The sequence below is a fragment of the Okeania sp. SIO2F5 genome (genome assembly GCF_010692685.1).
In the GTDB taxonomy this organism is placed as follows: Bacteria; Cyanobacteriota; Cyanobacteriia; order Cyanobacteriales; family Microcoleaceae; genus Okeania; species Okeania hirsuta.
Map to the genome: position 1 here is coordinate 59,498 of NZ_JAAHGU010000021.1, position 15,421 is coordinate 74,918.

Annotated in this window: 13 protein-coding genes and 1 pseudogene; 9 read left to right on the plus strand and 5 right to left on the minus strand. The window is 37.7% G+C overall.

Features of this window, described 5'->3' with window-relative positions; translation table 11 throughout:
* The first annotated feature begins 581 nt into the window (after window positions 1-581).
* The gene (gene leuS / locus F6K27_RS10710; RefSeq protein WP_287276249.1) at window positions 582-3,374 is read left to right on the plus strand and encodes a leucine--tRNA ligase; all 2,793 of its coding nucleotides are present in this window, start codon (window positions 582-584) and stop codon (window positions 3,372-3,374) included.
* Window positions 3,375-4,565: 1,191 nt separating this feature from the next.
* On the opposite strand, the pseudogene F6K27_RS10715 reads toward leuS, so the two are convergent.
* From F6K27_RS10715 to F6K27_RS10725, 3 genes and pseudogenes are all read right to left on the minus strand, one after another.
* Window positions 4,566-4,853, minus strand: a pseudogene (locus tag F6K27_RS10715) (XisI protein); the annotation flags it as partial.
* A 225-nt stretch (window positions 4,854-5,078) separates the two neighbouring features.
* On the minus strand, window positions 5,079-5,375 hold the full coding sequence (locus F6K27_RS10720; RefSeq protein WP_287276251.1) for a hypothetical protein: 297 nt from the start codon (window positions 5,373-5,375) through the stop codon (window positions 5,079-5,081).
* A 670-nt stretch (window positions 5,376-6,045) separates the two neighbouring features.
* A complete protein-coding gene (locus F6K27_RS10725; RefSeq protein WP_287276252.1) occupies window positions 6,046-6,378 on the minus strand; it encodes a putative quinol monooxygenase in 333 nt (110 codons plus the stop codon).
* An 821-nt stretch (window positions 6,379-7,199) separates the two neighbouring features.
* Between F6K27_RS10725 and F6K27_RS10730 the strand changes: the two genes are divergently transcribed.
* Window positions 7,200-7,547 carry a carboxymuconolactone decarboxylase family protein gene (locus F6K27_RS10730; protein ID WP_287276254.1) on the plus strand — a complete coding sequence of 116 codons (348 nt, stop codon included), beginning with the start codon at window positions 7,200-7,202 and terminating at the stop codon, window positions 7,545-7,547.
* 82 nt (window positions 7,548-7,629) lie between these two features.
* Here the strand turns inward: F6K27_RS10730 and F6K27_RS10735 are convergent, their stop codons facing one another.
* Complete coding sequence (locus F6K27_RS10735; RefSeq protein ID WP_287284275.1) at window positions 7,630-7,779, minus strand: hypothetical protein; 150 nt, start codon at window positions 7,777-7,779, stop codon at window positions 7,630-7,632.
* A gap of 32 nt (window positions 7,780-7,811) precedes the next feature.
* Between F6K27_RS10735 and F6K27_RS10740 the strand changes: the two genes are divergently transcribed.
* From F6K27_RS10740 to F6K27_RS10770, 7 genes are all read left to right on the plus strand, one after another.
* Complete coding sequence (locus tag F6K27_RS10740; protein ID WP_287276255.1) at window positions 7,812-8,378, plus strand: hypothetical protein; 567 nt, start codon at window positions 7,812-7,814, stop codon at window positions 8,376-8,378.
* Window positions 8,379-8,478: 100 nt separating this feature from the next.
* Window positions 8,479-9,087 carry an IS607 family transposase gene (locus tag F6K27_RS10745; protein ID WP_287276256.1) on the plus strand — a complete coding sequence of 203 codons (609 nt, stop codon included), beginning with the start codon at window positions 8,479-8,481 and terminating at the stop codon, window positions 9,085-9,087.
* 276 nt (window positions 9,088-9,363) lie between these two features.
* Window positions 9,364-9,963 (plus strand): DJ-1/PfpI family protein, encoded by a 600-nt coding sequence (locus tag F6K27_RS10750; RefSeq protein WP_287276258.1) that lies wholly within the window; start codon window positions 9,364-9,366, stop codon window positions 9,961-9,963.
* Between the two features lie 412 nt (window positions 9,964-10,375).
* Window positions 10,376-12,196: an AGE family epimerase/isomerase gene (locus F6K27_RS10755; protein ID WP_287276260.1), complete on the plus strand. Its 1,821-nt coding sequence runs from the start codon at window positions 10,376-10,378 to the stop codon at window positions 12,194-12,196.
* Window positions 12,197-12,256: 60 nt separating this feature from the next.
* A complete protein-coding gene (locus F6K27_RS10760; protein ID WP_287276262.1) occupies window positions 12,257-12,409 on the plus strand; it encodes a hypothetical protein in 153 nt (50 codons plus the stop codon).
* Window positions 12,410-13,177: 768 nt separating this feature from the next.
* Window positions 13,178-13,378, plus strand: a complete 201-nt coding sequence (locus tag F6K27_RS10765) for a hypothetical protein (RefSeq protein WP_124144744.1) — start codon at window positions 13,178-13,180, stop codon at window positions 13,376-13,378.
* Window positions 13,379-13,446: 68 nt separating this feature from the next.
* Complete coding sequence (locus F6K27_RS10770) at window positions 13,447-13,785, plus strand: anti-sigma factor antagonist (protein WP_287276264.1); 339 nt, start codon at window positions 13,447-13,449, stop codon at window positions 13,783-13,785.
* Window positions 13,786-14,301: 516 nt separating this feature from the next.
* Here F6K27_RS10770 and F6K27_RS33610 read toward each other — a convergent pair.
* Window positions 14,302-14,952, minus strand: coding sequence for a GUN4 domain-containing protein (locus F6K27_RS33610; RefSeq protein ID WP_353735963.1), 651 nt, complete (start codon window positions 14,950-14,952; stop codon window positions 14,302-14,304).
* Window positions 14,953-15,421: the final 469 nt, after the last annotated feature.

Here is a 15,421-nt window from a genome sequence, read left to right on the forward strand (position 1 = left end):
TTTAAGACTGTAATTTCTTGAGAATAGGCGTCATATTCTGCCCAAGTTGCTCCTAGTTTGGCAAATTGAAATTGTTTAATAACTACGTTTTTTTGAGTATTGATGTTTTTGCCTAGATAAGTGATTCACCCACCAATATTATTGTGACCAAGTTCTCTAATTATTTGATAGTCATCGGCAGAAAAGTTAGGGGAATTATTCATATGTTTTTAGTAGGTTTTAGGGAACAGAGAATAGAAAGCAATTAAATTTTTACATCCGATTCTCGATCGCTCCGACTACTAATAGTCATATTTCTCCCAAGGTTATGCAGTTTAGAAGTTCACAATAATATTTCCACAACAAACAAAAATTATCACCTTTCCGAAATCCATATATTACACTAAGTAGTATAATGTAACCATAAATCCTCAAAGTCGGGGAATATAGCAGTCGTCATTACTGTTACGGCATATAAAAAGCTTAAAACTCAGACAAAGCAAGGTTTTTCCTTCTTCCTTCTTCCCTCTTCCTTCTGCCTTCTGCTATATGCAAAAATAATCAAGAAAACAAGACTATCGAAAATAATACGGAGAAAAACTGTGGACTCCAAATATAACCCTGTATCCATTGAACAAAAGTGGCAAAAAATCTGGACCGAACAAAACCAAAATCAAACCCCTACAGACAAGAATAAACAAAAATTCTACGCTCTATCCATGTTCCCCTACCCATCCGGGAACTTACACATGGGTCATGTTCGTAACTACACAATTACCGATGTCATTGCCCGACTCAAACGGATGCAAGGTTATCGCGTCCTCCACCCCATGGGTTGGGACGCATTTGGACTACCCGCAGAAAACGCAGCCATAGACCGTGGCATCCCACCCGCTCAATGGACCTACCAAAATATCGCCCAAATGAAAGAACAACTCCAACGTTTGGGTTTCTCCATCGACTGGGAAAAAGAAGTCGCCACCTGCTCCCCCGAATACTACCGTTGGACCCAATGGATATTCCTTCAATTTTTCCAAGCAGGTCTCGCTTATCAAAAAGAATCCGCCGTTAACTGGGACCCCATCGACCAAACCGTACTTGCCAACGAACAAGTAGATGGCGAAGGTCGTTCCTGGCGTTCCGGGGCAAAAGTCGAACGTAAATTGTTGCGCCAGTGGTTCTTCAAAATTACCGACTACGCCGAACAACTCCTCAACGACTTGGACAAATTACCTGGTTGGCCAGAACGAGTTAAAACCATGCAGGCCAACTGGATAGGTAAATCCGTCGGTGCTTATCTCGAATTCCCCATAGTCGGTATGGATAAAAAAATCGGTGTCTTTACCACCAGACCCGATACAGTCTACGGCGTAAGTTACGTTGTCTTAGCTCCCGAACATCCTTTAACAGCAGAGGTGACAACCCCAGAACAACAAACTACCGTCGAAACTTTCATTCAAGAAGTTGCTGCCGAAAGTGAACTAGAACGCACCGCTGAAGATAAACCAAAACGTGGCGTTCCCACTGGTGGCAAAGCTATCAACCCATTTAATAACCAAGAAGTTCCTATCTGGATCGCCGACTATGTACTCTATGAATATGGTACGGGTGCAGTAATGGGAGTACCTGCTCACGATGTACGCGACTTCCAGTTTGCCAAACAATACAATTTACCCATTACAAATGTCATTGTGCCAGATGACTCCGATAATGATGACTGTGAACTTACAGATGCTTATACCGATGTTGGCATCATGGTCAACTCTGGTCCGTTTAATGGTCAAAAATCTACTGTTGCCAAAAAAGCAATTATTGAACTTGCAGAAGATGAAGGTTATGGGGAAGGTCGCGTACAATATCGTTTGCGAGATTGGTTAATTTCTAGACAACGTTATTGGGGAGCGCCAATACCTATTATTCACTGTCCGAACTGTGGTGCTGTACCTGTGCCAGATGAAGATTTGCCTGTGAAGTTGCCGGAAAGTGTGGAATTTTCTGGTCGAGGTCCGTCACCTTTGGCAAAATTAGAAGACTGGGTAAATGTTCCTTGTCCGAGTTGTGGTACTCCCGCAAAACGGGAAACTGACACGATGGATACTTTTATTGATTCGTCTTGGTATTATTTGCGTTATCCGGATGCGAAAAATCAAGAGCAGGTGTTTAAGTCAGAAATTGTTAATGACTGGTTGCCTGTAGATCAATATGTGGGTGGTATCGAACACGCGATTTTACATTTGTTGTATTCCAGATTTTTTACTAAGGTTTTGCGCGACAGAGGTTTGTGCAATTTTGACGAACCTTTCCAAAGATTGTTAACTCAGGGAATGGTGCAAGGTATTACTTACAAAAATCCAGTCACTGGTAAATATATTCCGTTTACAGATGTTAACCCGGAAGAACCAAAAGACCCGAAAACTGGAGATAAATTGGAAGTATTCTTTGAGAAGATGTCTAAATCTAAATATAACGGTGTCGATCCTTTGGAGGTAATGGCAAAATATGGTGCAGATACGGCGCGGATGTTTATCTTGTTTAAAGCGCCACCAGAAAAAGATTTAGAGTGGGATGATGCTGATGTACAAGGACAGTTTCGTTTCCTTAACCGAGTGTGGTCTTTGGTAACGGAATTTTCTGCCAATAATAGTTTTAGTGAATTGAAAGCAAAAACTAATGGTATTACTCAAGCAGACTTGAAACAGTTGGGTTGGTCTCGGTATTTGATTACTGAAATTACGAAAAATCTTTCTGCTTTTAAACTCAAAAATGTGGTTAAAGTTTATGCTGCTGCTGATGTGAAAGCTGCAATAGAAGCAAAGTTTAATCATCCAGAAACTCAACAGGAGACTAAGAATGATTTACAGAAAGGGTTGAGTTGGATAGAAACTAGGTTTGCTAAAGAGTTAACTAAAGCAGAGAAAGATGTACGACGAGCGGTGCATATTGCTATCAAAGAAGTGACAGAAGATTTAGATGGAGATTATCAGTTTAATACTGCTGTTTCTGAGATGATGAAATTGAGTAACGCTCTCGCTGATGCTAGTTGTAAAGATTCGCCTATTTATGCAGAAGGTTTGGAAACTTTGCTGTTGTTGTTGGCGCCGTTTGCGCCTCATATTATTGAGGAGTTGTGGCAAGTTGCTGGTAATTTTGGTTCCGTACACGCGCATTCTTGGCCTAAGTTTGACCCGGATGCTTTGGTTGTAGATGAAATTACGTTAGTGATTCAGATTAAGGGTAAAACTAGGGGAACTATTCAGGTGTCAGCGCAAGCAGATAAGGCAACTTTGGAACAGTTAGCGCGAGAGTCGGAAGTAGCGCAGCGTCATTTGGAGGGTAAGGAGATTAAAAAGGTAATTGTGGTGCCTGGAAAATTGGTTAATTTTGTGGTTAGTTAACAGGAGTATTAGACTGACACAGCTAAAATGGTGCAATAGTAGGGGTGGGTTTGAGCAGAAATTTTTATACTTACCCTAAAATTTATATAAACCCGTCCTCATGCACACTGATTAGATATGTCACGCTAGTAGTAGACCGACACACCTTAAAATGTAGGTTGGGTTGAACTGAGTGAAACCCAACAAAACCCTACTATAGCGCTGTGCGCAGGGAACAGGCAACAGGGAACAGGGAACAGGGGGAATAAATTGCCGTTTGCGTAGCATTCCGAAGGAATAATATAAGACTTCTAGCTCTTTTGCCCCTACTACAATTTGTAAATATACCAGCGCTCATTGCTATAATGTCTAATGTTGGGTTTATCCTAACGGATAAGCTCCGCTAACGGTAACTCAACCCAACCTACGCCTATTGAACCATTTCAGATGTTTCAGTCCAGTAGGGTAGTTTTTCAATTATCAGTTATCAGTTATCAGCTTTTTCAGTTAGTTGCAAATAATATCATGTCCGTTGGTATCGTTTGTGTAAAAGTTAGCGTGGATATTTACAGGAAATTTAAGTTTTTTTCTTGCTCAATTGCCTTCCTGTTTTTTGCCTGTTGCCAGATGAGCTGTTGCCTACCTTTTCTATAGAATACCGATGCTACCGGACATGATATAATATATCTTTATAGAAACTTTAGTGTTTACTATAAAAATATATTATAATCGTAATATGCTTTATTTAAGCAGATAAATATCTTAAGATTTGCTTTATAAATTAGTTCTATACATACTTTAATTAAATAACTTTTAAAATCTATTACTTGTAGAACTTTGAATGTAAGCATTCAGCCGTCAGCTATCAGCTATTATTTTAGCAAAAGCAGATAAGGTGACATAAGGTGACATATAGAAGGTAAGGAGATTAAAAAGGTAATTGTGGTCCCTGGAAAATTGGTTAATTTTGTGGTAACTTGATTTATGATCGGGAAGTTGTGTGCAACTTCCCTACTATCATAACCATCAGGATACCAATCAAGAAATTAATCTAAATTAATCAACTGAATATCCTGTTTTTTCGTAATATTAGTAATCACTTTCTCTAGGCTAAACATATTAATAATTATCTATAAAATCATAAATTTAATTAGTCACGAAAAAAATAAAAACTTTTTTATTATACTCCTAGTTTCTTGCTTTCTCCTAGTTTTAATAAGCAATACCATAGCCCGTGTATGGATGCTTGTAAGGCGGATGCAACCCCAATACAATATCTTCTTGAGCAATACCCATTTCAATTAATTCTTGACCGACATCAATATCAGTAGCGTTATTCTGAAGCCAAATTTTGCCATCTTTGATATCGAAATGTAAAACAGTATAGTAAATTCATTCCAACCCTTTCCAACTAACTCGCATAAGTTGATAATGATTCCGTATGGGGTCAAAAAATAGTTCGTTTTCTACATCCTCGTTGCGAAATGTTGATTGACCATACTTTTCTAATAGGGTTTAAATGTAGGTTCGATAAAGCTCTAACTTATCCATTGGACAATCTCCTCTGTTGCAGGTTCATATAGCAGGGAATAGGAAACAGGGAACAGTAGGAAAAACATTTCCCTCTCTAAGCTTTATCATGTGAATATCTACAGGAAATTTAAGGTTTTTCAAGCTTTTAAGCCTTCTTTCTTTTTCCTTCTTCCTTCTTCCTTCTTCAAATGACTATTTATTGAGAACATTACAAATTAATTTACCAGCACCATTAGGTTTAAATTTAACAATATTACCATTTTTTTGTATTTTTTCTTCAGTGCGACAATTATAAATTTCTAATGGTTTTCTCCTACTATTAATACTAACTTCTGCTCGATATTCCCAATAGTTTTTAGCACTGCGCTTAATATTGATAATACAAATTTTATTGCCGTTATAGTTACGACAAAAAGATGCTGCTGCGGGGGGTGTAACAGCCAAAAAGAATATTAATAAAAAAATTGACAAAATAATGTATTTCGACATTTTTAAAGATGTTATTTATTTTCTGAACTGTTATTTTCTGAATTGGCGATCGCACGGAAGTCAAAAGTTAAAAGTCAAAAGTTAAAAAGTCAGATTTTATCAGCTCAAAACTTTATATTATACAATAATTTCAGCAAATTATTTCACATTTAAAGTTGGAAACTATTTGTGACATCTTTAAAGTGAATTAGTATATATATACCAGCACGCACTGTTATATCTACAAAATAAAAAATCAGGACTTACCCATGAGGTACGAAAAACTAGGATTTGAGATTGCTTTCCATTTCAGACTGCTCCGCAAACCCTGTCATTTCAGTTATCAGTTGTCAGTCGCTTCAGACAAAAATACATTGTAGCTGCGTAATATCATGTTCGGACGGGTTAGTTATAAATAAAATTTAAGGACTCCGGGTATCGACAGTACCAAAGAAATACTGAAATTATCAATACTATTCCTCCAATATTTACTCCTGACTCCTGACTCCTAACAACAGTTATTTATAAGTATTCAACCGAACATGATATAATATCATGTCCGGATAATTAGTTATAAAAAAACTTTCTCCTTCAACTCCACTTCTTCTTTCTTCCCTCCTGAGGACTGACTCCTCCGTAGTTATTTATTTATCACTGTTCAACCGGACATGGTATAAGTCCTAAAAATAAACTAAAGTCCGAAGCTCAATTTATCAATATCATAAACTCTCACTTCTGCATCTTCAGCTAAAAGTTCTGATATTTCTTCAATTAAAGGTGCAATGTAAGGTTGCTTAAGATGGGAATTAAGAGCTTCTCGGTCTATCCATTCTTCAAAATATAAAAAGGTATTAGAATTATCAAACTCTTCATATAAAGTATAACTAATATTTCCAGCTTCTTTATGAGTTTCTTCAATACCAGGTTTTGCAAGTTCTAAAAATCGTTCTCGTTTTTCTGGTTTGATTTTGTATTTCCCAGCTAAAACAAGTTTAAATTTTTTGTCTTCATTTGCTTGATTCATGTTTAAATCCTTGAATTTTGGGCGTTGGTGATTTGAGTTATGATATCATGTCCGGATAAGAGCGCGAACAAAAAAATTTTCTCTTCTACTGCTCTTTGCTTCTTATTTCTTCCCTCCTGACTCCTGACTCCTGACTCCTAAAGAATCGCTTTCTGTTCCGGACTGCTCCGCAAACCCTGTGGGTCGCAATGAGGAAAACTAGAAGGATTCTATTGCAGTACCGTTACCAAAATTATTATTAATATTAACAACCTGAGCATATACAAATTTGATCACATAGGTTATAATTATCGCCTTTATGTCAAACCTGATTACAGTTCATTTATTCTCATCAACTTAGAAAAGCTTAACAATACTTAAATCCTTGTAATTGAGTAATAAGAAAAAACTACAAAAATGATTTAGATCATTGTTAATTTAGATCGCTAAGTAACATTTTAGAATATTTATCGGAAAATCTCAGCTTATTCCAATAAAAAAATCATAAAATCAATTTAATTAATGAATTAATGTAAGTTAAGGTGATAATCTAGTTGATAGAAAAAATGTTTCGGATATATCTAATAGATTTGCCTCACATCTGAACAGCAAATTAGATTGGTCAGAAGTGTGGACAATGATATTATTTAATATCTCGAACAAGTGGCCGTCATCTGCTTATGCAAAGGCCGATAGCTTAACTAACAAATTTAGATGTTAAACTGTGCAAGAAAGCGATTATGCTCAGTAATGCTAACGGAATATTACTCTATAACGCTGACACAAACACAGTATTGAAACGAACATACCATAGCAAGTTGGAAAAATTAAACGGGTAAACTATGGAATACAAAAATGCAGTCCTAGATGACAAAGCGTTGCAAGAAGGCTTAAATGGGATCAACCCCAAATTCGGGGACTTTTGTACTCGTGTAGCAGGTGAAGCATGGGGTCTACCACTCATAGACCAAAAAACCAAAGCTCTGATTACAATAGCAATTGATGTAGTCAATCAAGATCATGTAGGTCCGGGAAACCCTTTTGGCGCTCATGTTAATATGGCAATGCAACAGGGAGCTACCCGTGAAGAAATAGAGGAGTTGCTATTATTCACCTGTGTTTATGCAGGATTTAATAAAGCAGCAGGTTGCTTCGGCGCTCTTAATGAAATTTTGGGTCCGTCCGCATAATCTTGAAAAAGGCAGAAGGCAGAAGGCAGAAGGCAGAAGGTCTAGTTGCTTATGGATAGTCTTCGACACACCACTCTGTGTCTTATAACCCCAAACAATTTTCAGCACCGTGTAGACGGTAGACAAAAAAATTGACTAATTTCTTCAAGAGCAAAGAAAGCACAATTCTATAACTACGAGAAAGTGTGGTTTCTTTAACGATCGCTCGCGTCGCCGAGCAATTTTGTTTCAACCAATGAAAAAACAACTACAAGTTTAGATATTATGAGCAAGCGCACAAGTTACTACAAAGACCTAACAGCAGATTATTCTAGAGCTATTCCAGTAGCGGCTGATGTTGCCGAAAAAATGATTGCCGATGCTGAAAAAATCATTGCCATGAAAGAAGCAACATTACCAGAGATAACTGCTGACTACACATTAGAACAGATAGAGAAAGAAAATAAAGAGTGGTGGCCTACTCATTGTGAAGCTTTGAGGCAAGGACGCGGTGATATTTTAACTGCTGAATATCGAGAAGATTTAGTTTATTTGTGCCAAGATGGACCTTATTCTGGTCTAGAGGAACAAAAAGAAAGGGAACAGCATTGGTGGGCATTGATTTCTCAACCAGGAGTTATTATGTGTTGGCCTATTGTTATGTTTTCTGGAGAACATACATTCTTCGAGTGGAAAAGTGTGGATCTCGAAACCAACGAAACTATTGCCAAGGGAAATGTAACTTGGGTACGTCGTGGTCACAGAGGTGGTTGCTACTTAAAAACTGAGCAATTAACATTCTATCGTGATGTATTTGCGGCAGCAGAACTTCTGGAGTTAATTACTACATAAGGGAAAAAATTAGATGCTTGAATTGAAGGGTAATCGGCAATCTTAAAATAATTAGACAAAGTTAGACATAATTAGATATTTATTGTGATATACTAGATTTATGTCTAACTTATTAACGGTATCTCAAGCAGCAGAGCTGCTAGGAGTGTCAACAAAAACAATCAGACGATGGGAAACTGAGGGACGGATAAAATCAATCCGCACCGAAGGCGGTCATCGACGATTTACTGTTTCTAACTTAATCGGCAACAAACAAGATAATTCTTTGACTGTTGCCTATGCAAGAGTTAGCAGTAATGACCAAAAAGACGACTTAGAGCGTCAAAAAATAGCTTTAGAAGCCTACTGCGCTAAACAAGGTTGGTCATTTGAAATTATATCAGACTTAGGCGGTGGTTTAAACTATCGCAAAAAAGGTTTAATTAAACTCATAAAACTGATTTGCTCAGACCAAGTAGAACGGTTAGTTTTAACTCATAAGGACAGATTACTAAGACTTGGTAGCGATTTAATATTCACTTTATGTGAAATATTTGGCACAGAAATAGTTATTATTAATCGCACTGAAGACTCTACCTTTGAGGAATTTATAGCACAAGATATCATAGAAATAATTACAGTTTTTTCTGCCAGACTTTATGGTTCCAGGAACCATAAAAATAAGCAAATTATTCAGCAGTTGAAAGAGGTAGCTAATCAGTTAAAATGAAATCAATTTTGACTAAACTCAAGGTGAATAAAAAACACTGTGATTCAATGTTTGATTATACATAAGCATTCAGCTATTAGTAGTCAGGTATCAGTTATCAGCAATTACTAATTATTCATTACTTCTAAGGTTTAGGAAGGGGACTTGAAAAGTAACTTTTATTCTGTCTCAATTTCTTAATTATTTTTACCTGCCCTAAAATTAATGGTTGATAGCTAATAGCTGACGGCTGAATGGTTACAATTATACTTTGTAATAGAGTAAGGAGTAAAAAAAATGGCTACTGCAACAAAAGGTAAAATTGGAGTCTTAATAGAAGACCATTTTGACCCTACAGAATATCTGAAATTTAATGAATTTTTCCCTCAAAAAGGGTATGAAGTAGAATATATTACTCATTTATGGGGTAATAAGGAATTACATTTTGGCTCTAACCCAGAAAATAATATTGTTGGAGAACAAGTTACTGTTTCGACAGAAGTTAATGATGTTAATCCCTCAGACTATAAAGGGATAATTTGTATTGGCGCTTATGCAATGGATAGATTGAGGTATCAGGTAAATCCTAAAAAAGGTGAACCAAACCAAGCACCAGCAGTAGCATTTCTCCGTAAAGCTGTCAATACTGAAAATGTAAAATTAGGAGCAATTTGTCATAGTTTATGGCTATTTTGTGCCGACAATGAAATGATAAAAAATAAAAAAGTTACCTGCGCTCATAACATTATTTGTGATGTAGAAAATGCTGGAGCAGATGTAATATTTGATGGAGATCAAACAGCAGATTTAGTGATAGATGGAAACTTAATCACAGCCAAACATCCAGGGGTAACAGATGAATTTATGGAAAAATTTGTAGAAGCGATCGAAGCTTAGAGGATTAGGGGAGTGGGGGAGTGGGGGAGTGGGGGAGTGGGGGAGTAGGGGAGTAGGGAGCATTTTTCTACCTTTTTCCCTGATTCTATTTCTCAATTTCCTGACTTCACCAGTTCTTTACGTCGCTCTACTGATACCAATTCACTTTAAGAATGTCACAAATAGTTTCTCTCAAATAAATGTCAAATAATTGCCTGAAACTATTGTGTTGTCAAAAATTTTAGTTGCTCTAGTCTAACTTCTGACTTTTGACTTCCGTGAAACTGTATAAATTTCCTACAGTTTTTTTCGTACGGTTCTATTTCAAGACAAGATATGAAATCAAAAATTCCCTATTCCCTATTACCTGACTTCTACAATAAGTCTATAAAAAAACTCGTAAACTAAAGTTAAAGTTAAAAGATAATCAAAAATGAGTACCCAAATAGAATTTAGCTTTTCTGACCTAATAGCAGGATATGTTACCAAATACGACTCAGAAACAGATATTTTTGGTATCAAAACAACAGACGGCAGAGAATTTCAAGCCAGACTAAGTCCCATATCTTATGCCAAACTCGTACAAAACTTAGACGAAGCATACCCAGATGCTACAGGTTCCATGCGGTCAATGTTAGTACCTGGTCGGTATATATTCACTTATGGAGTCTTCTTCCCAGATAGTCCCATATTTGAAGCCAAACAAATTATATTTGTCGGCCGCCAAGCAGAGGACTACGTTTTCGAGAAACCAAACTGGTGGGTAGATCAAGTACGTTCCCTTGCTAATTTTTATGTCAAAGCTCAGTTTGGCGACGAAGAAATTGACTACCGCAACTATCGCACAACCCTAAGTCTATCCGGTGTCAAATCTAAGGTAAACTTCTCTCAAGAAACTGATACTATCTCCCGGATGGTTTACGGGATGGCGACTGCCTACATGATGACTGGGGAAGAAATTTTTCTAGAAGCAGCAGAAAAAGGCACCGAATATCTGCGAGACCACATGAGGTTTGTAGACTTAGACGAAGGAATTGTCTATTGGTATCACGGTATTGATGTACAAGGAGAGCGGGAACAAAAAATCTTCGCTTCAGAATTCGGCGATGACTACGATGCTATTCCTGCTTACGAACAAATTTATGCCCTTGCAGGTCCATTACAAACATATCGACTCAATGGCGACCCTCGGATAATGGACGATACCGAGAAAACCATCAAACTATTCAACGACTTCTACCTGGATAAGAGCGATCGCGGCGGTTACTACTCTCACCTAGACCCCATAACTCTAGACCCCCTCAGCGAATCATTAGGACGGAACAAAGGTACCAAAAACTGGAACTCAGTGGGCGACCACGCACCAGCATATCTAATTAATCTCTGGTTAGCAACAGAAAAACCAGAATATGCTGATATGCTCGAATATACTTTTGACACTATTGAAAAGCGGTTCCCAGACTACGAAAATTCTCCTTTTGTCAATGAAAAATTCTTTGAAGACTGGAGTCCAGACCATACTTGGGGATGGCAGCAAAACCGGGCAGTAGTTGGTCACAATATGAAAATTGCCTGGAATTTGATGCGGATGAATAGTCTCAAAGCCAAAGATTCTTATGTCGATCTGGCCAAGAAAATTGCCGACCTTATGCCAGCAGTGGGCAGCGACCAACAACGGGGTGGTTGGTATGATGTGGTGGAGAGGGTATTGGGTGAAGACGAAAAAATCCACCGTTTTGTTTGGCACGACCGCAAAGCTTGGTGGCAGCAAGAACAGTCTATTCTAGCTTATTATATTCTCGCCGGAATTCTCAAAGAGCCAGAATATCATCGGTTAGCGCGGGAAGCTGCTGCTTTTTACAACGCTTGGTTCCTAGATACAGAAGATGGTGGTGTTTATTTTAATGTTCTTGCTAATGGTATTCCTTTCTTGGCAAGTGGCAACGAACGAGGTAAGGGGTCTCACTCCATGAGTGGTTATCACTCTACAGAGCTATGTTTCCTTTCTGCTGTTTATACTAATCTCCTGGTTAACAAGCAGCCAATGGATTTTTATTTTAAACCTATTCCTGGTGGTTTCCCCGATAATATCCTGCGGGTGTCGCCAGATATTCTGCCTCCAGGTAGTATTAAAATTGGCTCTGTAGAAATTGATGGCAAACCCTACAGTGATTTTGATACTGAGAAACTGAGTGTCAAGTTGCCTGATACTAAAGAAAGGGTGAAAGTTAAGGTAAATATTGTACCTACCTAAGTGGGTGGTGGTGCATAGTAATGGCAAAGGAAACACCGGGAATTTAGGGAGATTGGGAGTGTGGGGAGCACCGAGAGTGTGGGAGAAAAAAATATATATCCTCACCATTACCATCCAGGACTACCCCAGAGCGGGTTGAAAGCAAAAAGTTCAGATAATACCTTAGATGTATCTATGGGGGTGGTGGTGCATTGTCATGGTCGTGCATTGTAATTATTTTTGTTACGATATACGGTAGTCGGAGCATCTTGCTCCTTTATATCATGTCTGGATAATTGGCGTTGCACAGCGACGAATGATTTGAGATTTTTGATTGAATTGGATTGTGGATTAATCAATTGCCAGAATGATTAATTAATGGTTATTTTTAGTCAAAGTCTAAACTAATTTTTGGCAATATCATTCCATAATGTGCAACCCCGGATAATTAGTGATGAAAAAAATTATCCTTTCACTTGTAGGGCAAATCTCTTTTTTCTTCTTCTGTTGGTCAACATTCCCTCTCTTGGTCAGCATTCCCTTGCGACTGTCGTCGTCGCGGGGTCGCACTGCTACTCCCTACTCATATCATGTCCGGTAGCATCGGAGCGTGTATAAAGTTAAGGTGACAATAGGATCAAACCTTCTGCCTCCTGCCTCCAGCATAGCTGCCTTCCTTCCAGCAAAGTCTAATTATTCAACCGGACATAATATCACTTATTTATATATTCAACCGGACATAATATTACTCGCGGGCAGGATGCCCACACTAGACATTGCTTGTTCCTATTTACCATTACGCGAGCAGGACTACCTTTATGGGTTTAATATCATGTTCGGACGGGTCAGTTAGAAATAAAATTTAAGAACTGACAGTACCGACAGTACCTAAAGAAATACTGAAATTATCTTTACTTTCCTCCTTTCTTCCCTCCTGACTCCTGACTCCTGATTCCTCACAACAGTTATTTATAAGTATTCAACCAAACATGATATAAATTATTGTTTTGGTTAAATTTGTGGTATAAAATCTGTGGTAGTAGATTGAAGAAGGAGTCAGAATCAAGAGTGGGGGACAATTCAGACCCATCACTAATAATTGCAGACCACCAAAGCATCAGATTTGCTGCTGGTATTCAACCCATTTCTTCATCCGCCAGTTGTACAGAATTCTATCTAGCAATTCAGACAGTACGCTACTGACGGCTAATTTACCTCTACCTGAATTCTTTGTTGATAACTGAGACCAAACACTTAAATATTGTTATATCATGATACAAATTGATATTAATACAGTAGTAGAAAATATTACAGTAGTAGAATTAACAGGGGACATTGACGCTAGTACAGCACCTAAAGTTTCAGAAGAAATATTACCTCTAGCGACTCCTGGCTGCAAAATTCTGATAAATATGAGCAATGTGCCATATATGTCTAGTGCAGGGTTGCGCACATTACTATCACTGTACCGACAAACAACAGCAAAGGAAGGAAAAGTTGTATTAGTGGGACTTTCTGAAGAGCTTCAAGATACTATGGCTGTGACTGGGTTTCTAGACTTTTTTGCAACTGCTGAAAATGTTGAGTCAGGAATGGCAACACTAAATTGAAGCAGGTGGTAGTTCAACAATTAATAATTAATTATTAATTATTAATTATTACCTCTCCTTCAAAAGAAGAGAATTGACTTAACTGGCTATCAGCTATCAGCATTTGAGCTAGCCTCCTAGGTCGGAACTCGGAACTGCGTTAACAGCTTTTTGACCTTGGGTTTATACCCCGACGAGGGCGTAAAAAAAGTCCTAATGCTGACCGCTGACTGCTATTTAAAGAAAAATTTTGTCTTTTTTCCCCTTTAAAGGAGAGGCTTTAAACCTTGATTATTCGGTTAAATTTTGTTAAGCGGTTCAGCATTTCAAAGTATATATCCAATTTTTGTGAAAGGGAGTAGGAAATATAAATAGGACTTAGGCGCTGACAATAGATATAGGGCTTTGTGCGTTACGCTACTACTAACAAACCCCACTGGACTACTTTGCTACTTTTTTTTCTTGACGGCTGAAACAGCTATATGTTATAATATATTACTATATGCGCGAGATAATAGAACCTGAAATAATACCCACTCATACCCCCCCCCACACTATACGCACAAGTAGGTGTCCTGTGTAAGCTGTATCCAGACTAAAAGTGAGTTCAGAGTAATACAACCGTTTTCCTCCTTGACGCCATCCAACTCGATCACCAAAAACTTCCCATATTTTATTATTGTACTGCCTCGTACCACCCAAGCCCTGGTAAATTTGCTTCTGAACAGAAAATCCAAATTTACCATTACTGTATTTTACCCAAAGTTGGTCAATAGTGCGGAGGTCTTCACAAGGAAAATAATTTATATTTTCTATCAACATACAATGCTCAGTTTCTTTATCTGCTTCTTTCCACTTACCTGCTGCTAATAAGTCACGCAAATTAGTATAATCTAACCCTTTAGCTGAAACCAAAGGTACATCAGAAAAAGCAAAATTTTGTGAAGGTTGTTGATTTTTGTGAGTAGTATAAACAGAGGTATTAGACTGAGTAGCAAACCGATAAATATTAGCACTCCTTACATTACTAGCAGAAGAATATTTTGGAGATAGTTGATTGTTTTGAGTATGATAAACAGAAGAATTGCCCAACCCTAACTCAGCCAAAACATCCTCAACATTCTGATAACGTTGCTTCTGTTTTTGCTGCACCAAACCATCTAAAATTTTCCCTGATTCATCACTCACAAAATTTCCATTTAAACAGTCTCGCTATACCCATTCCATTTCCATTACATTATACAAATCAAATGGATTCATCTGAGTCAATAAATGTAAACAAGTTATATAAAATCCGCTCGGGTTCGGTATAAAAAAAATTTTCATCTTCATCCAAGAGCAAATGTTTCGCGCATTCTCTTCCCTCCTGAATCCTGACTTCCCCTCCACCGGAGGGGTTAGGGGTGGGTTGACTCGGTCCTCCTAGATTAACTATCTAATTACACCGATGCTACCGGATTTGATATTACCCCCAAACTATACAGATATAGCAATGAGCGCTGGCATCTTTACATGTTACATAGATATTTGCAATGTAATATAAAAGTAACTGTATGAGCTGTATTTTTCATAAATTAGGCGATCGCTAAACCTTAAAGTTTTAAGGATGTCTGTAATGGTATTGATAATTTACAGTTTATAGCTTGAAATTGTTTAC